General features: G+C 69.8%; 24 protein-coding genes and 1 pseudogene. 19 read left to right on the forward strand and 6 right to left on the reverse strand.

The genetic code is table 11. From position 1 onward, the window contains the following. The first annotated feature begins 107 nt into the window (after positions 1 to 107). From EI982_RS12930 to EI982_RS12940, 3 genes are all read left to right on the forward strand, one after another. The gene (locus tag EI982_RS12930) at positions 108 to 758 is read left to right on the forward strand and encodes a helix-turn-helix domain-containing protein (RefSeq protein WP_199243624.1); all 651 of its coding nucleotides are present in this window, start codon (positions 108 to 110) and stop codon (positions 756 to 758) included. 81 nt (positions 759 to 839) lie between these two features. Next, a complete protein-coding gene (locus tag EI982_RS12935; protein WP_157690097.1) occupies positions 840 to 1,193 on the forward strand; it encodes a DUF7344 domain-containing protein in 354 nt (117 codons plus the stop codon). Between the two features lie 108 nt (positions 1,194 to 1,301). Next, the gene (locus EI982_RS12940) at positions 1,302 to 2,069 is read left to right on the forward strand and encodes a 23S rRNA (uridine(2552)-2'-O)-methyltransferase (RefSeq protein ID WP_157690098.1); all 768 of its coding nucleotides are present in this window, start codon (positions 1,302 to 1,304) and stop codon (positions 2,067 to 2,069) included. Positions 2,070 to 2,080: 11 nt separating this feature from the next. On the opposite strand, the gene EI982_RS12945 is transcribed toward EI982_RS12940, so the two are convergent. Both EI982_RS12945 and EI982_RS12950 read right to left on the reverse strand, forming a co-directional pair. Beyond that, positions 2,081 to 2,824: a queuosine precursor transporter gene (locus tag EI982_RS12945; RefSeq protein WP_157690099.1), complete on the reverse strand. Its 744-nt coding sequence runs from the start codon at positions 2,822 to 2,824 to the stop codon at positions 2,081 to 2,083. Then, positions 2,821 to 2,997 carry a ribbon-helix-helix domain-containing protein gene (locus EI982_RS12950; RefSeq protein WP_157690100.1) on the reverse strand — a complete coding sequence of 59 codons (177 nt, stop codon included), beginning with the start codon at positions 2,995 to 2,997 and terminating at the stop codon, positions 2,821 to 2,823. Before EI982_RS12950 ends, EI982_RS12945 begins: the two co-directional genes overlap by 4 nt. Before the next feature lie 174 nt (positions 2,998 to 3,171). Between EI982_RS12950 and eno the strand changes: the two genes are divergently transcribed. Then, positions 3,172 to 4,443 (forward strand): phosphopyruvate hydratase, encoded by a 1,272-nt coding sequence (eno, locus tag EI982_RS12955; protein WP_157690101.1) that lies wholly within the window; start codon positions 3,172 to 3,174, stop codon positions 4,441 to 4,443. Beyond that, positions 4,440 to 5,783, forward strand: coding sequence for a glycerate kinase type-2 family protein (locus EI982_RS12960; protein WP_157690102.1), 1,344 nt, complete (start codon positions 4,440 to 4,442; stop codon positions 5,781 to 5,783). Before eno ends, EI982_RS12960 begins: the two co-directional genes overlap by 4 nt. Positions 5,784 to 5,790: 7 nt before the next feature. Here the strand turns inward: EI982_RS12960 and EI982_RS12965 are convergent, their stop codons facing one another. Then, the gene (locus EI982_RS12965; protein WP_157690103.1) at positions 5,791 to 7,998 is read right to left on the reverse strand and encodes a twin-arginine translocase subunit TatC; all 2,208 of its coding nucleotides are present in this window, start codon (positions 7,996 to 7,998) and stop codon (positions 5,791 to 5,793) included. A 121-nt stretch (positions 7,999 to 8,119) separates the two neighbouring features. Here EI982_RS12965 and EI982_RS12970 point away from each other — a divergent pair, with 121 nt between their 5' ends. Beyond that, on the forward strand, positions 8,120 to 9,568 hold the full coding sequence (locus EI982_RS12970) for a twin-arginine translocase subunit TatC (RefSeq protein ID WP_157690104.1): 1,449 nt from the start codon (positions 8,120 to 8,122) through the stop codon (positions 9,566 to 9,568). Between the two features lie 91 nt (positions 9,569 to 9,659). Then, the gene (locus tag EI982_RS12975; RefSeq protein ID WP_157690105.1) at positions 9,660 to 10,289 is read left to right on the forward strand and encodes a histidine phosphatase family protein; all 630 of its coding nucleotides are present in this window, start codon (positions 9,660 to 9,662) and stop codon (positions 10,287 to 10,289) included. Positions 10,290 to 10,293: 4 nt separating this feature from the next. Here EI982_RS12975 and larE read toward each other — a convergent pair whose 3' ends face one another. Then, the gene (gene larE, locus EI982_RS12980; RefSeq protein WP_157690106.1) at positions 10,294 to 11,163 is read right to left on the reverse strand and encodes an ATP-dependent sacrificial sulfur transferase LarE; all 870 of its coding nucleotides are present in this window, start codon (positions 11,161 to 11,163) and stop codon (positions 10,294 to 10,296) included. 89 nt (positions 11,164 to 11,252) lie between these two features. Here larE and EI982_RS12985 point away from each other — a divergent pair, with 89 nt between their 5' ends. The 9 genes and pseudogenes from EI982_RS12985 (at position 11,253) to rpiA (ending at position 20,882) form a co-directional block, all read left to right on the forward strand. Beyond that, positions 11,253 to 11,501, forward strand: coding sequence for a hypothetical protein (locus EI982_RS12985; protein ID WP_157690107.1), 249 nt, complete (start codon positions 11,253 to 11,255; stop codon positions 11,499 to 11,501). Between the two features lie 45 nt (positions 11,502 to 11,546). Beyond that, the gene (locus EI982_RS12990; RefSeq protein WP_157690108.1) at positions 11,547 to 13,556 is read left to right on the forward strand and encodes a helix-hairpin-helix domain-containing protein; all 2,010 of its coding nucleotides are present in this window, start codon (positions 11,547 to 11,549) and stop codon (positions 13,554 to 13,556) included. Positions 13,557 to 13,646: 90 nt separating this feature from the next. Next, positions 13,647 to 13,835 (forward strand): hypothetical protein, encoded by a 189-nt coding sequence (locus EI982_RS18765; protein ID WP_233255230.1) that lies wholly within the window; start codon positions 13,647 to 13,649, stop codon positions 13,833 to 13,835. After that, positions 13,798 to 13,944, forward strand: a pseudogene (locus EI982_RS18770) (YegP family protein); the annotation flags it as partial. The gene EI982_RS18765 and the pseudogene EI982_RS18770, both read left to right, overlap by 38 nt. 70 nt (positions 13,945 to 14,014) lie before the next feature. After that, positions 14,015 to 15,139 carry an ORC1-type DNA replication protein gene (locus EI982_RS13000; protein WP_157690109.1) on the forward strand — a complete coding sequence of 375 codons (1,125 nt, stop codon included), beginning with the start codon at positions 14,015 to 14,017 and terminating at the stop codon, positions 15,137 to 15,139. Positions 15,140 to 15,185: 46 nt separating this feature from the next. Further along, the gene (locus EI982_RS13005) at positions 15,186 to 16,571 is read left to right on the forward strand and encodes a BamB-related PQQ repeat family beta-propellar protein (RefSeq protein ID WP_157690110.1); all 1,386 of its coding nucleotides are present in this window, start codon (positions 15,186 to 15,188) and stop codon (positions 16,569 to 16,571) included. A gap of 270 nt (positions 16,572 to 16,841) precedes the next feature. After that, the gene (gene gdhB / locus EI982_RS13010; protein ID WP_157690111.1) at positions 16,842 to 18,122 is read left to right on the forward strand and encodes a glutamate dehydrogenase GdhB; all 1,281 of its coding nucleotides are present in this window, start codon (positions 16,842 to 16,844) and stop codon (positions 18,120 to 18,122) included. A 417-nt stretch (positions 18,123 to 18,539) separates the two neighbouring features. Then, a complete protein-coding gene (locus EI982_RS13015; protein ID WP_157690112.1) occupies positions 18,540 to 20,018 on the forward strand; it encodes a CoA-acylating methylmalonate-semialdehyde dehydrogenase in 1,479 nt (492 codons plus the stop codon). 171 nt (positions 20,019 to 20,189) lie between these two features. Then, positions 20,190 to 20,882 (forward strand): ribose-5-phosphate isomerase RpiA, encoded by a 693-nt coding sequence (gene rpiA, locus EI982_RS13020; RefSeq protein ID WP_157690113.1) that lies wholly within the window; start codon positions 20,190 to 20,192, stop codon positions 20,880 to 20,882. A 45-nt stretch (positions 20,883 to 20,927) separates the two neighbouring features. On the opposite strand, the gene EI982_RS13025 is transcribed toward rpiA, so the two are convergent. Next, positions 20,928 to 21,095, reverse strand: coding sequence for a DUF1931 family protein (locus EI982_RS13025; protein WP_157690114.1), 168 nt, complete (start codon positions 21,093 to 21,095; stop codon positions 20,928 to 20,930). A 152-nt stretch (positions 21,096 to 21,247) separates the two neighbouring features. Between EI982_RS13025 and larB the strand changes: the two genes are divergently transcribed. From larB to EI982_RS13035, 3 genes are all read left to right on the forward strand, one after another. Continuing rightward, complete coding sequence (larB, locus tag EI982_RS13030; RefSeq protein ID WP_157690115.1) at positions 21,248 to 22,015, forward strand: nickel pincer cofactor biosynthesis protein LarB; 768 nt, start codon at positions 21,248 to 21,250, stop codon at positions 22,013 to 22,015. 140 nt (positions 22,016 to 22,155) lie between these two features. Further along, complete coding sequence (locus EI982_RS18450; RefSeq protein WP_199243625.1) at positions 22,156 to 22,305, forward strand: DUF7563 family protein; 150 nt, start codon at positions 22,156 to 22,158, stop codon at positions 22,303 to 22,305. A gap of 130 nt (positions 22,306 to 22,435) precedes the next feature. Then, positions 22,436 to 22,693, forward strand: a complete 258-nt coding sequence (locus EI982_RS13035; RefSeq protein ID WP_157690116.1) for a GIY-YIG nuclease family protein — start codon at positions 22,436 to 22,438, stop codon at positions 22,691 to 22,693. A gap of 19 nt (positions 22,694 to 22,712) precedes the next feature. On the opposite strand, the gene EI982_RS18455 is transcribed toward EI982_RS13035, so the two are convergent. Further along, positions 22,713 to 22,874 carry an FmdB family zinc ribbon protein gene (locus tag EI982_RS18455; RefSeq protein ID WP_199243627.1) on the reverse strand — a complete coding sequence of 54 codons (162 nt, stop codon included), beginning with the start codon at positions 22,872 to 22,874 and terminating at the stop codon, positions 22,713 to 22,715. Positions 22,875 to 22,932: the final 58 nt, after the last annotated feature.

Genomic DNA, 22,932 nt, shown 5'->3' on the forward strand with positions numbered 1-22,932 from the left:
GCGTACCGGCGGCGTCCACGTTTATCACGATCGACCCGTCACCGAACGAAACTTGGTTAACCAAGCATACCTGCTATGATCCCCCGTCGGCTACTCCCCTACGATCAATGGCTGTCATCGTCGAACTGCGAATACCGACTCACCAGTTCGAGCTCGGTCGGCGGATCCCGACGCGGTCGGGGGGACCGACGGAACTCGAACGGGTGAACGGGGTAGAAGACGGCTCGGCGCCGGTTTTCTCGCTTTCCGACCTCGCCGACGGCCGCCTCGACGGCCGCGATCAGTTCGCCGACGCGGAGGGCTATCGGTTCGAGCTCGTGGACGTGTCGGAGGACTGCTCGCTCCGTCTCGTCTCGTGGGACCCCGAGGTCGACCCCTTCTTCGGACTGCTCGCCGAACACGGCGGCTCCATCCGCCGCGGGACGGGAACGCCGGAGGCGTGGACCTTCGAGGCGGAGTTCCCGAGCCACGACGATTTCTCGACTTTCCGATCCGGTGCCGAGGACCTCGACACCCCCGTCGAAATCGAGCGCGTCTACAACCCCACTGCGGGAACCGGCGCCTGGTACGGGCTGACACCCAGACAGCGACGGACGCTCGAACTCGCGGTCGAACGCGGCTACTACGACATCCCCCGACGCTGTACGACCCTCGAACTGGCCGACGACCTCGGTATCTCCGATCAGGCCGTCACCGAGCGACTGCGCCGCGGCATCGTGACCTTCGTCACCAACGCCCTGTTGCCCGAGGACGAGTGACAGCACACATGACAGTCCGTTCATCCAATAGCTTCATGAGTGCTCACACGGAACCGGTAGCTGCGTTCTGGGGGGGATCCGATGACTACATCGAACACGTGTGACAGCACGGTCGACGACGACCCGGGGGAGAATCGACACGACGAAGCCGACACCGAGCGACTGGATGCCGTCTTCGAGGTGTTGGCCGACGCGCGACGGCGGCGAGTGATCCGCGTCCTCTCCGGCGGGGAGACGGAGGTGACGACCGTCGCGACGCTCGCGGAGGCCCTCGCGGAGCGTGACCCGGCACCGGTGGATCGGCTCGTCGTCTCGCTCGGACATGTCCACCTGCCGAAACTCGACGCCGCTGGCGTGATCGACTACCTCCCCGACCGCTCGACGGTCCGGTACGACGGGGCGCCGCTCGCCGAGCGCCTGCTGAAGGAGTGTTGAGGCCGGCCAGACATCCGACGTGCATTTCCGGATCGACCACCTCGGTCCGGGTATGAACACCGATCCCGCGACCGCACGCTCGCGGTCACGCCTCCCGGTGAGTCGCCCATGACCGGTCGCGACGAGTACTACAACCGCTCGAAACAGGAGGGCTACCGCGCCCGGTCGGCCTACAAGCTCAAACAGCTCGACGAGGCGGCCGACCTGCTCGCCCCGGGCGACGTCGTCGTCGACCTCGGGGCCGCACCCGGCGGGTGGCTCCAGGTTGCCGCCGAGGCGGTCGGCGACGCCGGGACCGTCGTCGGCGTCGACCGCCAGCGCATCCGCCCGCTCGATCACGCCGTCGTCGAGACGCTCCGGGGCGACATGACCGAGGACGCGACGGTCGACCGCCTCCGCGAGACCGTCGGCGACGCCGGCGCCGACGTCGTCGTCTCGGACATGGCTCCGAACATGACCGGCGAGTACTCCGTCGACCACGCCCGATCGATCCATCTCGCCCGGCAGGCCCTCGGCGTCGCCGAGGACGTCCTCGCCCCGGGCGGCGACCTGGTCGTAAAGGCCTTCGACGGCCCGGACCTCGCGGATCTCCGTGCCGACATGGACGACACCTTCGAGTACGTGCGCTCGATCCGCCCGGACGCCTCCCGGGACTCGTCCTCCGAGGTGTATCTCGTCGCCAAGGGGTATCTCACGGCGCCGATCGCCGCCGGCGACGAACTCGTCGTCGAGATCGTCGACCGGGGCGACGAGGGCGACGGCATCGCCAGCGTCGAGGGGTTCACCGTCTTCGTCCCCGACGCCGAGGTGGGCGACCGCATCGAGGTACGGATCGACGAGGTCAAACCCCGCTTTGCCTTCGCCGAGCGGGTGTGAGACCCGCCGCGTCACTCGCGTTCGGGCTCGCCCGTCGCGGCGGCCGCGGCCTTCGCAGCCGCGTCGGCCCGCGAGCGGACGAGGCCGACCACGGCGTACACGAACGGCGTGTCGACCAGCGCGATGAGCAGTTTGAGGAGGTACTGGCCGAGCATCAGCCCGACGACCAGTGACCACGGCGTCGCCTCGCCGATCCCCGCGTACCGCGGCAGGAGGTAGAAGGCCACGCCGACGAAGATGACGGTGTCGATGGCCTGACTCGTCGCCGTCGAGGCGATGTTCCGGAGCCAGAGGAAGTCGCCCTCGGTCGCCTCCCGGAGGCGGTGGAAGACGAGGACGTCCCAGTTCTGGCTGACGATGTAGGCGAGCAGGCTCCCCGCGACGATGTTCGTGCTCGCGCCGAGCACCGCCGCGAACGACGCGGGATCGACGGGCGAGTTCGGGGACGCCGGCGCCATGATGGTCGACCACACCAGCGCCAGCAACACGAAGTTCATCACGAAGGCGACGTTCACCATGACCTGTGCCGCCCGCCGGCCGTACAGCTCCGCGTAGCAGTCCGAGGCGAAGAAGGTGAGCGCGTACGCCAGCGCCGCCCCGGGCAGGGAGACCGTCGCCCCGATCCGCGGTACCGCGACCGGCAGCGGGATCGCCAGCACCTTCGAGGCGGTCAACTGTGCGGTCACCAGCGCCGTCACGAACAGCGCGAGGATCGCGACGCGGCCCACCGGCCACGCGTCCCGTCCGGCGCTCATTCGTCGGCCTCCAGACGCCCGTGTCTGGCGTCGATCTCGTCGAGTAGGTCCAGATTCTTCCGGATCGACGCCCGGATCGCGTCGCTCCGGTTCACGAACTTCCCGTCCTCGCCGACGTGCTCGTCGAGGTCGGCGAGGAGTTCGTCCGGAATCTCGACGCTGATCTTGCTCACGCCGTGCCCCCCGCTCCGCGCCCGCATACTCGTTCGAATATTCTCATGGTGTTCTCTCGGCCATATTTCCCGCCCGGGTTTAAATACGACGGCTTCGCCGTCCGGGTCGGCCCCCGTTCCGGGGTGCCGCGCTCCCCAACTATTTGCCCCCCGCCCGACGTAGCGTAGCCACGAATGACCGACGCGTCCATCGAAGCCATCACCGCACGCGAAATCCTCGACAATCGCCTGGAGCCGACGTTACGGGTCACCGTCGAGACGGTCGCCGGCACCGGCCGGGCCGACGTTCCCCGGGGTCGCTCCCGTGGCGACCACGAAGCCATCGACCTGCGCGACGGCGACGACCGGTATCGGGGCCGTGGGGTCCGACAGGCGGCCGCGAACGTCGAGGACCGGATCGCCCCCGCGCTCGTCGGCCACGACGCCACCGCCCAGCGAACCGTCGACGCCCGCCTCGACGCGCTCGACGACCCCGAGGACCCGCTCGGCGGCAACGCCATCACCGGCGTCTCGCTCGCCACCCTCCGGGCCGGGGCCGCGGCGACCGACCAGCCCCTCTACCGGTACGTCGGCGGCGCCGATACGCACGTCCTCCCGCTCCCCTTCTTCGATCTGATCGAGGGCGGCGAACTCGCCGGCGGGGACCTCCCCTTCCAGGAACACCAGGTCGTCCCCGTCGGCGCCGACTCCGTCGCCGAAGCCGTCCGGATGGCCGCCGAGGTGTACTACGAACTCGGGGACATCGTCCGCGCGGAGTACGGCGAGGCGTCGCTCAACGTCGGCGCCGAAGGGGGGTACAACCCGATCGGCGTCGACGACCCGCGGACGGCATTCGACCTCGAACTCCGGGCCATCGAGGCGTGTGGCTACGACGGCGAGTTCGCCCTCGCGGCGGACGTGGCCGCCTCCCACTTCTACGACCCCGAGACGGGGACCTACGCCCTCCTCGGCGAGACCCTCTCCCGGGCGGAGCTTCTCGCGTTCTACGAGGAACTCGTCGACACCTACCCCGTCGTCTCGCTGGAGGATCCGCTCGATCAGAACGACTTCGACGGCTACGCCGACCTGACCGACCGCCTCGACGTCCAGATCGTCGGCGACGACCTCTTCGTCACCTCCCCCGAGCGACTGCGGCGGGGCGTCGACCGCGGTGCCGCGACCGCCCTCCTCTGGAAGGTGAACCAGGTCGGGACCGTCACGGCGGCACGGGAGGCGGCGCGGCTGGCGACCCGGAACGGCTACGCGGTGCAGGTGTCGGAACGCTCCGGACAGACCCCCGACACGTGGCTCGCCGACCTCGCGGTCGGCCTCGGCGCCGGACAGATCAAGACCGGCGTGACCCGCGGCGAACGCACCGAACAGTACAACCGTCTCCTCGAAATCGAGGACGAACTGGGCGACGCCGCGACGTTCGGCCCGCCCGCCGAGGGGACCCTCGACCCGTGACGACCGTCCGCAACCGGTCGGCGCTCGTCGACCACGGCAACGTCACGGCCCGACGTGACCTCCTCGATATCGCGTCCGCGGCCGTCGACGCCGTCCACCCCCGTCGGACCGTCCCCGCGGCCGTGACCCGCGACGGCGACCGACTCCGGATCGGCGAGCGCACCGTCGACCTCGCCGCCGTCGACGACGTCTACCTCCTCGCGGCGGGCAAGGGGTCGGCCGCCGTCGCCGCGGAACTGCGCTCCCGTCTCGGCGACCGCCTCACGGACGGCGTCGTCGCCGAGAAGGCGGGCGGCGAACGCGACATCGACGGCGTCGCCGTCGTCGGCGCCGGTCATCCGATCCCCGACGCCGAGAGCCTGCGGGCCGGCCGGCGGGTCCACGAACTCGCCGACGCGGCGGGGCCCGAGGACTTGGTGATCGCCGCCATCACCGGCGGCGCCTCGGCGACGCTCGCCGCCCCCGCCGGGGACCTCTCGCTGTCCGACCTCGCGGACGTGACCGACAGGCTCCTGCGGGCGGGGCTCCGGATCGACGAGATCAACGCCGTCAGGAAACACTGCTCGACGCTCAAGGGCGGCCGGCTGGCCGAGCGGGTCGCGCCGGCGACGCTCGCGACGCTCGTCGTCGTCGACGAACCCGCCGGCGACCCCTGGGGCCCGACCGTCGGCGACGGGTCGACGTTCGCCGACGCGCTCGCCGTCCTCGACCGTCACGACCTGACCGACGCCGTCCCGCCGGCCGTCCCCCGGCACCTCCGCCGCGGCCGGGACGGCGCGGTTCCCGAGACGCCCGGGGCGACCGACGGCGACGTCCTCGTCCTCGCGGGACCCGCCGACGTCGTCGAAGCCGCCCGGGACCGGGCCGCGGCTCGCGGCTACGAGCCGCTGATCCTCTCCTCGACGGTCGAGGGCGAGAGCCGCGAGGTGGCGACCTGTCTGGCGGCGCTCGCCCGCGAGGCGGTGACCCACGGGCGGCCGGCCAGCCCGCCGTGCGTGCTGATCTCGGGCGGCGAGACGACCGTCCGGGTCGGCGAGGGCGCCGGCGAGGGCGGCCCGAACCAGGAGTTCGCCCTGCGGTCGGCGGTCGCCCTCGCCGACGAACCCCGGGTGACGACGCTCGCGCTCGGGACCGACGGCACCGACGGCCCCACCGACGTCGCCGGGGGACTCGTGGATCACACGACGGCGTCCCGGCTCGAAGCGGCGGGACGTGATCCCGTCGCCCACCTCGACTGCCACGACGCGACGCCGGCGCTCCGGGCCGTCGACGACGCGGTGGTGACGGGCCCCACGGGGACGAACGTGATGGACCTCCGCCTGACGCTCGTCGAGGCGTGAGGCGCGGTCACACCTCGGCGTCGGCGCCCTGATCGCCCTCCGACGGTTCGCTCCCGGAGAGGTCGCGGCGGCCGCCGAGCGTCACCGCGAACAACACGCCGAGGCCGACGCCGTAGGCGACCATCAGCGGAATCGTGACGAGGAACATCGTCATCACGTCGGCGGGCGTGGCGACGGCGGCGAACCCCAGGATGCCGACGGTCACCTCCCGCCAGCGGTCGCGCATGGTCCGGTAGGAGACGCCGGCGGTGTTGAGCAGGAGCATGAGGACGGGCACGTCCGTGAGGAGGCCGATGCCCGCGGTGGTGAAGAAGATGAGCCAGAAGAAGTTGGTGATGCGGTAGGCGATGACCATCTCGGCCCGCACGCCTTCGGCGACGAGATAGGAGATGACCGTCGGGGCGACGGTGGTGTAGCCGAGGGCGAACCCGGCGAACAGGCCGACGACGAGGGCCGCGACCCACCCGAAGATGAGGTTCCGGTTGCCGCGGACGAACCCGCGTTCCCGGAGCGCCGGCCACGCGTAGTACGCCACGATCGGGAGGGTGACGAGGACGGCGATCAGCGTCGAGAACTTCACCTCGAAGATCAGCGCCTCCATGGGGTGGAGGGCCACCACCTCGATCTGGTCGGTGGCAGTCACGTCGTCGGGCAGCTGCGAGAGGAACTGCTCGAAGACGCGGCCGATGCCGCCGGTGTAGAGCCATCCGAACGTCGACGCGAGGACGATCCCGAAGACGGCGGCGATGCGGAAGGCCCGCGACGTGAGGCTGTCGAGGATGAACGCGACGTCGGTGTAGTAGCCGCCGATGTCGTCCTCGTCGGTCTCGCCGTCGGTGAACTCGTCGAGGAAGGTGCCGCCGGCGCGACTCGCCCGGTCGCCGATCTCCTCGCTCGCCGACTGGGGTGCGTCGCCCTCGCCCTCCCCTTCGGCCGCCCGCCGCTCCTCGGCCTCGTCGAACCGTTCGAGGATGGCCCGGGCCTTCTCCTTCTCGTCGTCGTCCATGGCCTCGTTGGCCATCGTCAGCGCCTCCTCCTCGCTCAGGTCGGCGAAGGCCTCCGGCGGTGCCGCGCGGATCCCGTCCGCGTCGAGCGCCGAGAGGTCGATCTCGGTCGGGTCGCCGACCTCGGCCGGCTCGACCGCGGCTTCGAGTTCGGCGTACACGAAGTACATGAAGCCGACCGCGCCGGCGACGAGTCCGCCGGCCGTCGTCCACACCGCGAGGGCGACGGCGGGGGTGACCGGGAGGGTCGATCCGGGCGTCAGGAGGCGTCGGCTGGTCCCCATCCACGCCAGCAGGTCGTTGGCGCGTTCGAGGCCGCCGTACGCGTAGAAGGCGTACACCAGGAAGCCGCCGACGACGCCGACGCCGAGGATGAGGTTCCAGTGTCGGCCCGCGGCCGTCCACACGTCGAGGCGCTCGCTGCCGCGCTTGGCCGTCACCACCACCTTCGCGAGGTAGAGGCTGAACCCGTAGAGGACGAGCATCGGCACCGCCCACATGATCTGCGTGAACGGGTCGGGCGGGGTGAACAGCGCGCCGGCGGCGACCATGCCGACGACGGCGTATCGCCAGCGGTCACGGAACGTCTCGTAGGGGACGATTTCGGTGTAGGAGAGCGCGCTCATCACCAGCGGCAACTGCGCCGCCAGGCCGAACGAGAGCGTCAGCAGGAAGATGAACTGCGCCCAGAGGACGATGGAGTAGGTCGGCTTGAACCCCGCGGAGATGGCGTTGTTCGCGAGAAAGGAGAACATCACGGGGAAGAAGACGGCGTAGCCGTAGACGAGCCCGGCCACGAACAGCGTCGCCGAGAGCAGGCCCCCGGCGGCGATCTTCCACCGCGCGACCGGCGTCGACGGCCACCATCCGCGTTCCTCGAGGGCGTCACGCGAGAAGTAGAGGAAGACGGGTATCGCCATGATGATCCCGGTGATGAGCCCGATCTTCGCCTGCAGGAGGATCACGTCGAACGGCGTCTGGGCGATGATCTGGAGGTCCTCCGCCGTCGCCGCCGACATTCGTGCCTCCGTCACGTTGCGCAGGAACTCCCAGATGTAGAGCCGCAGGGCGTAAAACGAGCCGATGAACCCGACGAGGAAGACGATGAACACCTTCTGAAGGTCCTTCTGGGCGGAGCGAAGCATCGCACCGGCCGTCTCCCGCCCGGCGTCCAACGTCCGACGGGTGTCCTCGTCAAGCGCGCTCGACATGGTACACCGAACCCGTCTCGGCGTCATCAATCTTTTCTCTCCCAGCCCACCCGAGCAGCGTGTCCCGTCCGCCGATCCGATGGAAAAAGGCCTATAACAGCCGGGGAGATACTTCGGGTGAATGGCTGAGGACTCGGAGCCGGAAGCGTCGTCCGAGCCGACGGCGGACGGCGACCCGGACCCGGCGGACGGCGACGCGGACACCGCCGCCGACAGCCGCGGTGCCGCGGACGGCGACGCGGACACCGCCGCCGACAGCCGCGGTGCCGCGGACGGCGACGCCGAGTCCGTTCCCGACGCCGACGACCCGGCGCTCGACCCCGACACCGACACCGTCTACTCGCCGGAGGACGCGCCCGACGCCGGCGGTTCCATCGAGGATTACCTCGACGACGACTCCGCGTTCGCCGCCGACCGGACGGCCCCCGAGGGCGCGACGGGGACCGACGACCCCTTCGACATCGACGAGCGCCGGAGCGTCTCCGACGCCGTCGGCGCCCCCGTCCCGGACGAGGAGCTCGCCGACGACCCGGAACTCGAACTCGCGCCGGAGGTGACCGCCGAGGCCGAGGGCGGTGACGACCCCGCCGGGGCCGACGACACGCCCCCGACCGACCGTGACCTGCACGACGGCACGGCGCCCCAGGGCCGTGAGGACGACGACGCCGACGCGGCGTCGACTGCGGAGACCGACGCCGGTTCGGACGCGGACGCGAACGCTGACTCGGCGCCCACCACGAGCAGCGATTCGGTCGTCGGGGGGGAGACGACGGTCGAACCCCAGCCGCCGTCGGCCCCCGAGCCGGCCGGCGACGTCGACGACGGCCTCGTCGGCGAGGGGCCGGCCTCGGACGAGGAGATGCCCCTCGCCGCCCACATCGAGGAGATGGTGCGCCGGCTGGCGGTCGTCCTCGTCGTCGGCGGCGTCGTCGCCCTCGCGGTCTTCCCCTTCGCCGACGGCGTCATCAACTACCTCTGGAACTCCCACATCCCGGGGGCGGCGACGGACCCCGACCTGCGGCCCCGCCTGTACGGCCCGCTCGAACTCCTGCTCACCGAACTGAAGGTCGCCGCGCTCGCCGGCTTCGTCGTCGGCCTCCCAATCGCCGTCTACGAGACGTACCTGTTCATGCGTCCCGGGCTCTTTCCCCGCGAACGCCGCTACTACCTCGCCGCCGTCCCGACCAGTCTCGTGTTGGCGCTGATCGGCGTCGGCTTCGCCCACTTCGTCGTCCTCCCGGCCATCTTCGCGTACTTCACGCTCTACACCGAGGAGTCCGTCGAACTCATCGCCTTCGGACTCAAGGAGACGTTCGGCCTCATCCTCGTCCTCATGGGCTATATGGCGCTCGTCTTCCAGATTCCCCTCTTCATCATGCTCGCGATCATGATGAACCTCACCACCCGGGAGTGGCTCGAAGGTCGGCGCCTGCTGTTCTGGGGCGGGTTCCTCGGGCTCTCTTTCCTGGTCAGCCCCGACCCGACGGGCATGGCGCCGATCATCGTCGCTGCGACCATGATCTCGCTGTTCGAGGGGACGCTCGCCCTGCTCCGGTGGACCGGCAACTGACCCCTGTGATCGGTTCCCGAACCGAGCGCGGGGATGCCGTCCGGTCCCGTCCCGAGGAACGCTCTTGTGGGCGACGGCCGTAGCGGGTCCCATGACCACCGTCCTGCTCGCCCGACACGGCGAGACGACGTGGAACCGTGACGGCCGCCTCCAGGGCTGGGCGCCGACGTCGCTGACCGACCGCGGACACGCGCAGTCGCGGGCACTCGGGTCCGCCGTCGCCGCCGAATACGACGTGGACCGCGTCCTCGCCTCCGACCTCCGGCGGGCCAGGCGGACCGCCACTCACCTCGCCGAACACGTCGGCTGTGACCCCACCTTCGAGTCGGCGTGGCGCGAGCGTGACTTCGGCCGCTACCAGGGGCTCCCGAAGGCGGCGATGTTCGAGGACCACGACCGTCTCTCGCTACGCCGGGCCGGCCACGACGCGGTGGACGCCCGCCCGGAGAGCGGCGAGAGCCTCCGGGACGTGCGGGAACGCGTCCTCGCCGGCTGGGAGCGACTCGTCGCCGAGAGCGACCCCGAGGAGACGGTGGCCGTCGTCTGTCACGGCGGCCCGCTCTACCTCCTCGTCGGCGCCGTCGAGGGCCGCGACGTCGTCTCGGCGGTCGTGGAGGGCGAGCAGGACAACTGCGCGCTGAACGAACTCCGCGTGCGCGACGGGCGGGCGAGCCTGCTCGCCGAGAACCGGACCGACTTCCTCGACGGCGTCTCGGCGTAGCCGCTCAGTCCCCGCCGGTGGGGTACTCCTGGGCGAACACGTCGGCGACGAGCGGTTCCTCGTCGTCCTCGTCGGGGCTCACGCTCCCCGTCCGGTAGCCGTGCAGGTCGAGCGTGACGTGCTCGAAGCCCACGTCGTCGAGGTGTTCGCGCGCCGCGCGGACGAACTCCCGGTCGAGGGCGGCGTCGAGTTCCTCGGGCGCCACCTCGATGCGGGCGAGGCCGTCGTGGTCGCGTACCCGAAACTGCGAGAACCCCCAGGTCCGCAGCAGTCGCTCGGCCTTCTCGACGCGGGTCAGCCGTTCCTCGGTCACCTCGAGCCCCGTCGGGATCCGGGAGGAGAGACACGCCATCGAGGGCTTGTCGGCGACCGAGAGGCCGTAGCGCTCGGCGGCCTCGCGGACCTCCGCCTTGGTGACGTCGTGGGCGAGTAGCGGCGAGAACACGTCGAGTTCCTCGACGGCGCGGAGCCCGGGCCGGTGACCCTCGCCCGGGTCCGAGGCGTTCGTCCCGTCACAGACGGTCCCGATGCCCCGCTCGCGGGCCACGTCGTACATCCGCCCCAGGCGCATCGTCCGGCAGTGGTAACACCGGTCGTCGCCGTTGGCGACGAAGTCCGGGTCGTCGAGTTCGGAGAAGGTCACGGTCTCGTGGGGGATCCCGATCTCCTCGGCCACCCGGACCGCGTCGTCGAGTTCGGACGCGGGGAGGGTCTCGCTGCGGGCCGTGCAGGCCAGGGCGTCGTCCCCGAGGGCGTCGTGGGCGAGGGCGGCGACGACCGCCGAGTCGACGCCGCCGGAGAACGCGACGACGACCCCGTCGCGCTCGGCGAGGTCGGCGCGGGCGGCGTCCAGTTTCGCGTCGAGTGCAGTCATCGTCCGCCCTTCCGCGCCGACGGGCAAAAGCGCGTCGTCCGGGAGAAAGATTCATCCCCGCTACCCCTCAAGGGACGGGCAGAACGACGATGCCAGCCAAGACGGGGGCGTCACACGCCATGTCGGCGTTCGTCAGCCTGATCGTCGGGACCGTCCTCTCGAAGTACGTCTGGACGTACACCCCACCGCTCGCGGAGGCGGGGGCCGTCGTCGGCCGCCACCTCGTCACCCTGATCGGCGTCCCGCTGTCCCGCGAACTGACCGGCGGATTCGTGGTCGTCCTCGCGCTCTCGTTCCTGTGGGGCGTCCTCTATCACGTCACCCGCCACGGGTCCTGATCCGACCCGCAACGTTTTGCCGGATGGGGCGATACTCGTTGCCGCATGGAACTCACGGCCATCCCGGGCGTCGGCGAGAAGACGGCGGCCGCGCTCGCCGACCTCGACGACCCCGAGCGGGCGCTCCGGGAGGGCGACGTGGCCGCGCTCGCCGAGGCGCCGGGCATCTCCGCCGGTCGGGCCGCCGCCATCGCCCGCGCGGCCGTCCGCCACGAACACGACGCCGACGGCGAGTTCCTCGCGACCGACCGCGCCCGCGACGTCTACGAGGACGTGCTCGACCTCCTGAAGGAACGCACGGTCACCGACTACGCCGCCCGGCGGATGGAGACGTTCGTCCCGACGGGCGCGCCCTCGCGGATCGCGGAGGTCCGCGCCCTCGTCGACCGGGCGACCGACCGCGAGGCCGACCCCGCGACCCTCGATGCGCTCTCGGACGTGACTCCGCTCGCCGACCCGCCGCCAACGCGGGTGCGCGACCGCTGTCTCGCCACCGCCGACGCCGAGCGGTACGCCGAGGCGGAGGAGGCGGTTCCCGAACTCTCGGTCGAGGTGGTCGACGACGCCCGCGACCTCGCGGAACTCGCCCGGTCGTACGCGACGGTGATCGCCCTCGACGAGACCTTCGCCGGCGTCGACGTGGCCGGCGACGTGCGGGTACGCCCGGACGCGCTCGAACACCCCGCCGAGGTGGTGCCCGAGCGCCTCCTCGCCTTCTTCGCGGCGAACCGCGACACCCTGCTCGCGGCGGCGCGGGTCCACGACGCCGCGGGGATGGAGCCGCCCTGTGACCTCGACGCGCTCCGCGACGCGCTCTCCCGCCTCGACGACGACGGCACGCCCGTCGGCGACGACGAACTCGACCGGCTCACGACCGCCGTCGACGACCTCGACGCCGCGGTCGGAACCGCCGAATCGGTCGCCAACGACCACCTCCGGACCGCCATCCGCGAGCGCGACGTGACCATCGAGGGGACCGACTTCCTCTCCCTGGTCGAGCAGGGCGCCCGCGTCGACGCCCTGCTCTCCCGGGAACTCGCCGACGAGTTCGACCACGCGGTCGCGAAGGCCCGCGATCACCTGATCGACAGCCTCGACCTGGCCGACGAGGCGGACCTGGCCGAGCGCGTCTTCGGCGGCGACCCCACCTTCCCGCTGGAGCACGACGCGGAGGCGGTCTCGCGGCTCCGCACCGAACTCGCGGCCGCCCGCGACCGCCGGGCCGGCCGAATCAAGACGGAGTTGGCCGACGACCTGCGTGCCCTCCGCGACCCTGCCGACCGGCTGGTCCGGGCGGCCTTGGAGCGGGACGTGGAACTCGCAGTCGCCCGGTTCGCCGACGACTTCGACTGCACCCTCCCCGACGTCGACGACGACGTGTCCGGCGTCGCCGTCGAGGGCGGCCGGTCGCCGCTGCTCGACGTGCCCTTCGCCGAAGTCGAACCCGTCGACTACGCCGTCTCCGGGGTGACCCTCCTCTCGGGAGTCAACAGCGGCGGGAAGACCTCGACGCTCGACCTGCTGGCGCTCGTGACCGTCCTCGCCCACATGGGTCTCCCGGTCCCCGCCGCGGCCGCTCGGGTCGAACGCGTCTCCGAACTCCACTACTACGCCAAGAGCCAGGGGACCCTCGACGCCGGCGCCTTCGAGGCGACGCTCCGGGACTTCGCCGACCTCGTGACGGGTACCGACTCGCGGCTGGTTCTCGTCGACGAACTGGAGAGCATCACGGAGCCGGGCGCGAGTGCGAAGATCATCGCCGGCATCCTCGAATCACTGGATGGGGGCGACGTCACCGCCGTCTTCGTCTCCCACCTCGCCGGCGAAATCCGCGACGCCGCGGGGATCGACGTGGCGGTCGACGGCATCGAGGCGGTGGGGCTCGTCGACGGCGAACTCCGGGTGAATCGTTCGCCGGTGACCGACCACCTCGCGCGCTCGACGCCCGAACTCATCGTCGAGAAACTGGCGACGGAGTCGGCCGAACGAACGGCCGACGACGACCCCCCGACCGACGAGGACGACTTCTACCGGCGGCTCCTGGAGAAGTTCTGAGGGGAACCGCCACCCGATCGGTCAAAAACTCGGGCGTTTATCGGTGTCTCGGGTCGCGTTCATATATGTCGGATAATAATTCCAGCCTGTATGCACGTCGGATCGGCGCCCCACGCACGTCCGACGAGATACGGGGATACTGGCTGTTCGTCCTCGGACTGCTGGCCGGGGGTCGTCGGCATCGTCCTCTTTCTCCCCAGCAGCCCTGCGTCGGCGCTGCGGGAGGCGAGCATCGCGATGGGCGGCCTCGGACTGGCGGTGGCGACTCCGCCACCGTAACGGGAACGTCCTCGCCGACGGCGGCGAGGGGTACGCCTCCCGGAGCGGCGTCCACGACGCCATCGAGGGCGTGAAGCGCAACGCACCGGGTGCGGAAACCGAGGAGTAGCGCGTCGGGCGCGCCCGTCGCGTTCGACCCGCGGCAACTGTTAAGTGGTCACGCGAGCGAGGTGAAAGTGATGACGGAGGACCCCGACGAGGGGATGCTGTCGTGGGACGAGTCGGTGTTCCGGGACGAACACGTCTTCGAAATCGACTACGTGCCCGAGACGTTCGACCACCGCGAGACGCAGTTGGAGAACTTGAAGTACGCGCTCCGGCCGGCGGTGCGGGGCTCCCGACCGCTCAACACGATGGTTCGGGGGCCGCCCGGCACCGGCAAGACCACCGCCGTGTTGAAGCTGTTCGGCGAGCTGTCGGGCCAGCCCGGCGTCCGGACCGTCCGGGTGAACTGCCAACTCGATTCGACGCGCTATGCCGTCTTCTCCCGGGTGTTCGAACACGTCTTCGACTACGAACCCCCTTCGTCGGGCATCTCGTTCAAGAAGCTGTTCGGGCAGATCACCGACCGCCTCGTCGACGACGACGAGGTGCTGGTGGTCGCGCTCGACGACGTGAACTACCTCTTCTACGAGAACGAGGCCTCGGATACCCTCTACTCGCTGTTGCGCGCCCACGAGGGGTCGGCCGGCGCCCGCATCGGCGTCATCGTCGTCTCCTCGGACCTGGGACTGGACATCATGGAGGAGCTCGACGGCCGCGTCCAGAGCGTCTTCCGCCCCGAGGAGGTGTACTTCCCCGTCTACGACGCCGACGAGATCGTCGACATCCTCGGGGAACGGGTCGACCGGGGCTTCCACGACGGCGTGATCGGCGCGCAGGAACTCGACCGCGTCGCCGAACTCACCGCCGAGAGCGGCGACCTCCGGGTCGGGATCGACCTGTTGCGCCGGGCGGGGCTCAACGCCGAGATGCGGGCCAGCAAGACGATCAGCGTCGAGGACGTCGAGGAGGCCTACGACAAGTCCAAGTACGTCCACCTCTCGCGCTGTCTGCGCGAGCTCTCGGAGTCCGAACGGGCGTTGGTCGAGACCATCGCCGAACACGACGGCCAGCAGGCCGGGACGGTCTACGAGGCGTTCCACGAGGCGACGGATCTCGGCTACACCCGCTACTCGGAGATCGTCAACAAACTCGACCAGTTGGGTGTCATCGAGGCCGACTACGCCGATGTCGAGGGCCGAGGACGATCCCGGTCGCTCACGCTCTCCTACGACGCCGAGGCCGTCCTCGACCGCCTGTAGGATCGGCGGAACACATTTACTCGCGGAATCCCGCGTGCGAACGAAAATGCCACGTGACACGTTCACACGCCGCGGATATCTCGCGGCCGTGGTCGGGGGGGTGATCGCGGGCTGTGGCGGCCGCGCGGACGAGGGAACGGCGACGGAGACGGGGACGACCACGTCGCCGCCCCCGACGACGACCCGCGCTACCGCGTCGGCCGGCGTCGCCGCCGCCGCCCCCACCGACGGGGACGACTCCCTCGAAGGCTCGTTCGAGCGGGGGCCCGGGAGCTGTGCCCTGACGGCGTCGTCCGTCGCCGACGGGACGTGGCCGATGCCCCACCACGACCCCGCGGGGACGAACGCCGCGCCCGCGGCCAACGGTCCCACCGGCTTCCCGCTCAACGAGCGCTGGACCATGTCGGCGCTCGAAGCGCAGGTCACCTTCCCCGTCGCCGACGAGGACTTCGTCTATCTAGTGGCGGCCGACGCCGACGCCGATCCGAGCGTGCCGATGGCGGCCGTGCTGTGTCACGACCCGCGGCGCAACGGCGAGATCCAGTGGCGGCGTCGGGTCGACGCCATGCCCATCGGGCCGCCGGTCGCGGCCGGGAACACGGTGTACGTCCCCTTCGGCTCCCCGGAGGACGTGCGCGTCCAGGCCATCGACCGCGCCGACGGATCGCTCCGTACCGTCTACGACCTCCCCGGGCGGTTCGTCGACGGCCTGGCGACCGCGGGGACGAGTCTGGTGATGCCGAGCGAGGAGTCTTACCGCGTCGTCGACGCCCGGACGGGCGAACACTGCTGGTCGTTCGCGCCGAACCGGGGGCGCGGGAGCGACCGTCGGGACCGGAAGATCCGCGCGGCCGCCGTCGGCGACGGCGTCGCCTACGTCGGGACCGGATATCCCGACGGCGAACCCACGACCGGGATCGGACACCTGTACGCGGTCGACCCCGCCTCCCCCGGCGTGCGGTGGCACGTCGCTATGGACGGTCCGGTCGGCCGCATCGCGGTGGCCGACGACGTCGTCGTCGCCACGACCGGCGCCGGCGTCGCCGGCTTCGACGCCGCGACGGGCACCCGGCGGTGGGCCGTCAGCGCCGAGTCGTCGGTCCGGCCTCCCACCCTCGCCGTCGGCGCCGGCGTCGCCGTCTACGGCACCCGGCGGACGCTCCACGGCCTCGACCTGTCGACCGGGGACGAGCGCTGGACGGTCCCCTTCGGCGTCCGCGGCGACGTGATCTTCGTCGGCGACGTCCTCTATGCGGTCGGGCGGAGCGACCCCACCAGCGAGCGCATCCTGCTGGCCGCCGTCGACGTCACCTCGGGCCGGCAGCGCTGGCAACAGGAGATATACGACCCGATCGTCGACGTGATGGCCGCCAACGGCTACCTCTATGCCATCACGACCGACGGCCGGCTGTTCGCGTTCACCAGCGTCTAGACGAACTCGACGGCACCGCTCGGCCCGTTCGTGAATCTCCCAGCGAGCGTCGCGTCTTCACTCCCTCGCCAGCGACGGCGATCGTCGTCGCTACCTCCCCGCGAGTGACTCGGTGTGCCCCCGGCCCCCAAATACTGAATAAAATACATCTGAATAGGCAATATACGGAAAATATTGGAAAATAAGACGATACTGCTGAATCCAATATTATTAATTAATATTAGGGACAATACGGGGTCCCGGAGGAGACACCTTCGGACGGATCCCAGAATGTCTGAGCAGAAGACGGCGACAACGGCGGACGAGGAACCGGAATCAGCGCTGGAGACCGCTCGTGCGCAACTCGAGCGTGCGGCGGCACAAATCGACGTCGACGCGGGGGTCGTCGAACGTCTGAAACACCCGACGAAGGTGTTCCGCGGGTCGGTGCCGCTGGAGCGTGACGACGGGACCGTCGAGATCTTCACCGGGTATCGCGCACAACACGACGACGTCCGTGGCCCGTACAAAGGTGGTCTCAGATACCACCCGGACGTGACCGAAGACGAGTGTATCGGCCTGGCGATGTGGATGACGTGGAAGTGTGCCGTGATGGATCTCCCCTTCGGTGGCGCGAAAGGCGGTATCGTCGTCGATCCGAAGGCGTTGAGCGAGTCCGAGCGGGAACGTCTCACGCGGCGGTTCGCGGAGGAGATGCGCGATTTCGTCGGCCCGACAGTGGACATTCCGGCCCCCGATATGGGCACCGATGCCCAGACGATGGCTTGGTTTATGGACGCTTACAGTATGCAGGAAGGTGAGACCGTCCCCGGTGTCGTCACGGGCAAGCCTCCAGTCATCGGCGGCAGCTACGGTCGGTCCGAGGCACCGGGCCGAAGCGTCGCTCTCATCACGCGCGAGACGGTCGATCATTACGACCTGCCACTGGAGTCGACTACGGTCGCCGTGCAGGGTTTCGGAAGCGTCGGTGCCAAGGCGGCTCGGCTACTCGACGAGTGGGGCGCGACGGTCGTCGCGGTCAGCGACGTGAGCGGCGGTATCTACGACGCGGACGGTCTCGAGACACACGAGATCGAATCCCACGACGAACGGCCGGAAGCCGTCTCGGCAACCGAAGGCGTCTCACGGATCACGAACGAGGCGCTACTGGAACTCGACGTCGACGTGCTGATCCCCGCCGCCGTCGGTAACGTGTTGACGAGCGCGAACGCCGATGCGGTGCGGGCGGATATCATCGTCGAGGGCGCCAACGGACCGACGACGGCGGAAGCCGACCGCATCTTCGCCGAGCGTGGCGTTCCGGTCGTCCCCGATATCATCGCCAACGCCGGCGGCGTGACCGTGAGCTACTTCGAGTGGCTCCAGGATATCAACCGCCGTCAGTGGTCGCTGGACCGGGTTCGTGAGGAGTTGGAGTCGGAGATGCTCTCCGCGTGGCGTGACGTTCGGGCCGAGTTCACCCGGCGCGACGTGACCTGGCGGGAGGCCGCCTACATCGTCGCGCTCTCCCGCGTCGCGGAGGCAAAGAGCACGCGCGGACTCTGGCCGTGATCCGGACCGTGTAGCCCAACTCCGGGGTTTCGAGTGTCCGCCTCGGCCTCCGAGTTCGGCGACGCTCGGATACCGCCAGGCGCGATTCGAGCTCCGGTTCCGGTGTCTACCGATCGCCTGGCCACTCTCGACGAGCCTCGCCCGTGCATTCCGCCCTCCCGTCGACACACCCCGGACCCCGTTCGGAATCGGGGCCCGTACGCGTCGCTCACGCGACTCGATCGACCAGCCGTGACCGCGTCGGCGACGCGCCCCGTGTCGACTCCAGGGCTGGTTGCCGACCGAGCGTCGCCACGGCGGCAGTAGCTATGATTTCCTATATTCAAAGAGAAATTCAGTATCAGTTCCTACTATAGGCCTCGAATATAGAAAATTTTCCAAAAACCTTATTGTTGGTATGGCGATATATGGTGTCGCATGTCACTCGACGATACCCCACCGTGGAACGATGTTCGGAACTACGTCGACGGCGACTGGCGGGACCCACGTGGCCCGAACGGACAGGAGGTCGTCAACCCGGCGACGGGCGAGTCCATCTCCTACGTCGGCTTCAGCTCCGCGGCCGACGTCGAGGACGCCGTGGAGGCCGGAATGGCGGCGTTCGAGACGTGGGAATCGACACCGGTCGAGGAGCGGATACAGCCCTTGTTCGAGCTCAAGCGTCTGCTCGAAGCGCACCAATCGGAACTCGCCGAAGTCCTCGTCCGCGAACACGGAAAGACCCGCGCGGAGGCGAACGGCGAACTGCGGCGGGGGATCGAGAACGTCGAGGTGGCGTGTGGCATCCCGTCGATGATGCAGGCGGGACACCTCCCGAACGCCGCACCGGATATCGACGAGACTGCCGTCAGGAAGCCCCTCGGCGTGTTCACCGCGATCACCCCGTTCAACTTCCCCGGGATGATCCCCCTGTGGTTCCTCCCTTACGCGGTTGCGACGGGCAACGCGTTCATCCTGAAGCCGAGCGAACAGGTCCCCGTCGTCACCGAACGGCTCTTCGAACTCATCGACCGAGCGGGCTTCCCGGACGGCGTCGTCCAACTCGTCCACGGGGGTGTGGAGACGGTGAACGCGCTGCTAGACAACGAGGACGTGGTCGGGGCGTCGTTCGTCGGTAGCACGCCGGTCGCCCGGACCGTCTACGAGCGTGCGGCCACACACGGCAAGCGAGTGCAGGCACAGGGCGGCGCCAAGAACCACATAATCGTCACCGAGACCGCCGACCTCGATTTCGCCGCCCGCAAGACGGTTTCGTCGGCGTATGCCTGCGGAGGGGAGCGGTGTCTGGCGAACGACGTCGTCGTCGTCGACGAATCCGTATACGACGAGTTCGCTGACCGACTCCTCGAGCGAGCTCGCGCCCAGACCGTCGGCGACGGTCTCGACGAGGGAACCGACATCGGCGCTCTCATCACGCCGGAACACGAGACGCGAGTGCGTGAACTGATCCAGACCGGCGTCGACGAAGGCGCCGAACTGCTCCTTGACGGACGCGACGTCACCGTCGACGGCTACGAGGACGGCAACTTCCTCGGTCCGACGGTCTTCGGTGACGTCGCTCCGGAGATGACGATTGCACGCGAGGAGATCTTCGGACCGGTGCTCGGGCTCGTCCCGGTCTCGGGACTGGACGAGGCCATCGAAATCCTCAACGGGAGCGAGTTCGGCAACGCCGCCAGTCTGTTCACCAGCAGCGGTGCCGACGCACGCACGGTCCGCCACCGTGCCGACGTCGGAAACCTCGGGGTCAACGCCGGCACCGCCGCGCCGATGGCCTTCTTCCACTTCGGCGGCCGAAAGGCGTCCTTCTTCGGTGACCTCCACGCGCAAGGCGAGGATATGATTCGCTTCTACACGGACGAAACCGTCTACATCGAGCGCTGGCCCGACGCGTAGCCGGCACGGCGTCCCCCGCCGGACCCTCCCAGTTTGCCGTCGCACGAGCCACGGGCCGGCCCACCGGCGGTACCGGTCGCCCCGGTGCCGACCGGGTCGGCTCGGGCTGGTGGCGCCGACTCCGGCCAGTCGACCGCGGCGTTTTTGCCCGCCGCCCGCACACCCGTGTGCATGAAGACGCCGGGTGGATCGGACGCGGCGAAGCGTCGCGCGGGCGAACACGCTGCCGACCTGGTGAGTGACGGCGACGTCGTCGGCCTCGGCACCGGGAGCACGGCCGCCCACGCCATCCGGGCGCTCGGACGGGCGGTCGACGCCGGCCTCGACGTCCGCGGCGTCGCCACCTCCTACGCCGCCCGCGACCTGGCCCGCGAGGTGGGGGTCCCGCTCGCCGACCTCGACGCAGTCGAACGGATCGACGTCGCTATCGACGGCGCCGACCAGGTGAGCGACGACCTCGCCCTGATCAAGGGCGGCGGCGCCGCCCACGCCCGCGAGAAGGTCGTCGACGCCGCCGCGGATCGGTTCGTCGTCGTCGCCGACCCATCGAAGGAGACGGCGACCCTCGACCGACCGGTTCCGGTCGAGGTGTTGCCGGACGCCCGGGCGACCGTCCGACGGGCGATCCGCGACCACGGCGGGACGCCGACGCTCCGGGCCGCCGAGCGGAAGGACGGCCCGGTGGTGACCGACAACGGCAACCTCGTGTTGGACTGTGATTTCGGCCCCGTCACGGACCCGGGATCGTTGGCGACGGCCCTCGCGGCGACGCCGGGCGTCGTCGCCCACGGCCTGTTCGTCGACATGGCCGACGAAATCCACGTGGGCCACGCCGACGGCGTTCGCGTACGAAGGCCCGAGTGACGCCGTCGCTGTCCGGTCGAAAAAAGTCGAGAAGTGGGGACCGACTTAGAGGTCGCGCGGCTGGACGGTCTTCCGGTCGTTCTGCTCGGCGCGCCGGGCGGCGTCGTCGAGCAGTTCCTCGACTTCCTCGTCGAGGGCATCGTAGAAGTCCGAAGCGACGTTCTTGTCCTGGAGCGCTTCCTTGACGGCGGCTTTGACGATGAGGTCTGCCATACGAGCAGTACATACCCACCCTTATTAATAAGATTTCCCAAATCGGCCGCACGTACCGCCACAGGTGCCGTTCTCGCGCGGTTCGCCCCAGATATATAAATACTGGGGCCGAAAACCGACACCTACGAGTGTCTCACGGTCGGACGGCGAGTATGCGCGAGCTTCTGGATGCGGTGGCGAGTGGCGAGTTGTCCCCGGCCGAGGCGGAGGCCCGACTCGCCGGCTACGCCACGACCGACGCCGGTCGGTTCGACGCGGCACGCGAGCGCCGTCGGGGTATTCCCGAGGCAATCCTCGGGGACGGCAAGACTCCCACGGAGGTGGCGGCGATGGTCGACGCGGCCCTGGAGACCACCGGCCGCGCCGTCGTCACCCGTGCCGACGACGGCCACGTCGCCGCCGTGACCGACGACCTGGCGGCGGGGATGACCGTCGACCACGACGAACGCGCCCGGACGCTGGTCGTCGAGGCGCCGGGCTTCGACCCGCCCGACGTCGACGCGACGGTGGCCGTCGTCACCGCCGGCACCTCCGACGCCGCGGCCGCGGGCGAGGCGGCGGTCCTGGCCCGGGCCGTCGGCGCCACGGTGGAGCGGGTCGACGACGTGGGCGTCGCCCACCTCGGGCGGATCGTCGATCACCTCGACGCCCTTCGCGGGGCGGACGTGGCCGTCGTCGCCGCCGGTCGCGAGGGCGCGCTCCCGACGGTGGTCGCCGGCCTGATCGACACGCCGGTGATCGGACTCCCGGTGTCGACGGGCTACGGCTACGGCGGCGAGGGCGAGTCGGCGCTCGCCAGTACCCTCCAGTCCTGTACGGTCCTCTCGACGGTCAACATCGACGACGGGTTCTCCGCCGGCGCCCAGGCGGGACTGATCGCACGGGCCGTCGCCGACGCCCGCCGGGGCGACGACGCCTGACCGCCACCGCCGATCGGTCGATCACGACCCGCTCGGGGGTCTCCTCTGGACGGTTGGGCACGAACGCGTGCGCGCGCGTTAGCCATTTAGGTGTGTGATCCCAAAACGTGGTACCGGCACCGGTGGTAGCCGGTTCAATCATGGCACGCTGCGATCACTGCGGGTCGCACGTCTCGGAACGCTTCGAACGGGTGTTCGCCGACGCGAACGGGCGAATCCTGGCCTGTCCGAGCTGTTCGGCCAACGCCGGCATCGCCGAAGCCTCCAGACGTCGCACCCCGAACGCCTAATCACTGCAGCGACGTTCGACCACCACGCGAAGCCACCTTCCACACCGCAATTCGGCCGCCGGCCGTGGCCGTCGCGGTCGGTCCCGCCCGGCGACCACACGCTTATAGACCCCCGTCTCCACCCCTCGACGTGCACTACGTCTACGTGCTCGAGTGTGTCGACGGCACGTACTACACGGGGTACACGACGGACGTGGAGCGACGCGTGGCCGAACACGAGGCGGGCGAGGGCGCGAAGTACACCCGGGGTCGGACGCCGGTCGAACTCCGCCACGTCGAACGCTACGAGACGCGCTCGGCGGCGATGTCACGCGAACACGAGATCAAGTCGCTCTCGCGCCGTGCGAAAGAACGGCTCGTCACCGACCCGGACGCCGACACCGACTGACCACCCACCGTCCGTGTCGTCACACCCGATTGATCAGTTCCACGTCGGTGCTACCACACGCGTGACACGACGGGTCGTCGACGCTCGTCCCCACGTCGAACGTCTCCCCACACGCATCACACCGGTAGACGACGCGTTCGTCGGCCGTGAACGCCCGTTTCAGGGTTTCGACGATGGACATACGCCTCACCCCAATAGATGGTAACGGATGGCACAATAATTCGCTTTCGCCAACCGCC

This window comes from Haloplanus salinarum (assembly GCF_009762275.1).
Classification (GTDB): Archaea; Halobacteriota; Halobacteria; order Halobacteriales; family Haloferacaceae; genus Haloplanus; species Haloplanus salinarum.

Excerpts from the sequence above, each read along its gene's own strand:
- EI982_RS12930 (WP_199243624.1), top strand. The coding sequence starts at position 108 with ATGGCTGTCATCGTCGAACTGCGAATACCGACTCACCAGTTCGAGCTC.
- EI982_RS12935 (WP_157690097.1), top strand. The coding sequence starts at position 840 with ATGACTACATCGAACACGTGTGACAGCACGGTCGACGACGACCCGGGG.
- EI982_RS12940 (WP_157690098.1), top strand. The coding sequence starts at position 1,302 with ATGACCGGTCGCGACGAGTACTACAACCGCTCGAAACAGGAGGGCTAC.
- EI982_RS12945 (WP_157690099.1), bottom strand. The coding sequence starts at position 2,824 with ATGAGCGCCGGACGGGACGCGTGGCCGGTGGGCCGCGTCGCGATCCTC.
- eno (WP_157690101.1), top strand. The coding sequence starts at position 3,172 with ATGACCGACGCGTCCATCGAAGCCATCACCGCACGCGAAATCCTCGAC.
- EI982_RS12965 (WP_157690103.1), bottom strand. The coding sequence starts at position 7,998 with ATGTCGAGCGCGCTTGACGAGGACACCCGTCGGACGTTGGACGCCGGG.
- EI982_RS12970 (WP_157690104.1), top strand. The coding sequence starts at position 8,120 with ATGGCTGAGGACTCGGAGCCGGAAGCGTCGTCCGAGCCGACGGCGGAC.
- EI982_RS12975 (WP_157690105.1), top strand. The coding sequence starts at position 9,660 with ATGACCACCGTCCTGCTCGCCCGACACGGCGAGACGACGTGGAACCGT.
- larE (WP_157690106.1), bottom strand. The coding sequence starts at position 11,163 with ATGACTGCACTCGACGCGAAACTGGACGCCGCCCGCGCCGACCTCGCC.
- EI982_RS12985 (WP_157690107.1), top strand. The coding sequence starts at position 11,253 with ATGCCAGCCAAGACGGGGGCGTCACACGCCATGTCGGCGTTCGTCAGC.
- EI982_RS12990 (WP_157690108.1), top strand. The coding sequence starts at position 11,547 with ATGGAACTCACGGCCATCCCGGGCGTCGGCGAGAAGACGGCGGCCGCG.
- EI982_RS18765 (WP_233255230.1), top strand. The coding sequence starts at position 13,647 with ATGCACGTCGGATCGGCGCCCCACGCACGTCCGACGAGATACGGGGAT.
- EI982_RS13000 (WP_157690109.1), top strand. The coding sequence starts at position 14,015 with ATGACGGAGGACCCCGACGAGGGGATGCTGTCGTGGGACGAGTCGGTG.
- EI982_RS13005 (WP_157690110.1), top strand. The coding sequence starts at position 15,186 with ATGCCACGTGACACGTTCACACGCCGCGGATATCTCGCGGCCGTGGTC.
- gdhB (WP_157690111.1), top strand. The coding sequence starts at position 16,842 with ATGTCTGAGCAGAAGACGGCGACAACGGCGGACGAGGAACCGGAATCA.
- EI982_RS13015 (WP_157690112.1), top strand. The coding sequence starts at position 18,540 with ATGTCACTCGACGATACCCCACCGTGGAACGATGTTCGGAACTACGTC.
- rpiA (WP_157690113.1), top strand. The coding sequence starts at position 20,190 with ATGAAGACGCCGGGTGGATCGGACGCGGCGAAGCGTCGCGCGGGCGAA.
- EI982_RS13025 (WP_157690114.1), bottom strand. The coding sequence starts at position 21,095 with ATGGCAGACCTCATCGTCAAAGCCGCCGTCAAGGAAGCGCTCCAGGAC.
- larB (WP_157690115.1), top strand. The coding sequence starts at position 21,248 with ATGCGCGAGCTTCTGGATGCGGTGGCGAGTGGCGAGTTGTCCCCGGCC.
- EI982_RS18450 (WP_199243625.1), top strand. The coding sequence starts at position 22,156 with ATGGCACGCTGCGATCACTGCGGGTCGCACGTCTCGGAACGCTTCGAA.
- EI982_RS18455 (WP_199243627.1), bottom strand. The coding sequence starts at position 22,874 with ATGTCCATCGTCGAAACCCTGAAACGGGCGTTCACGGCCGACGAACGC.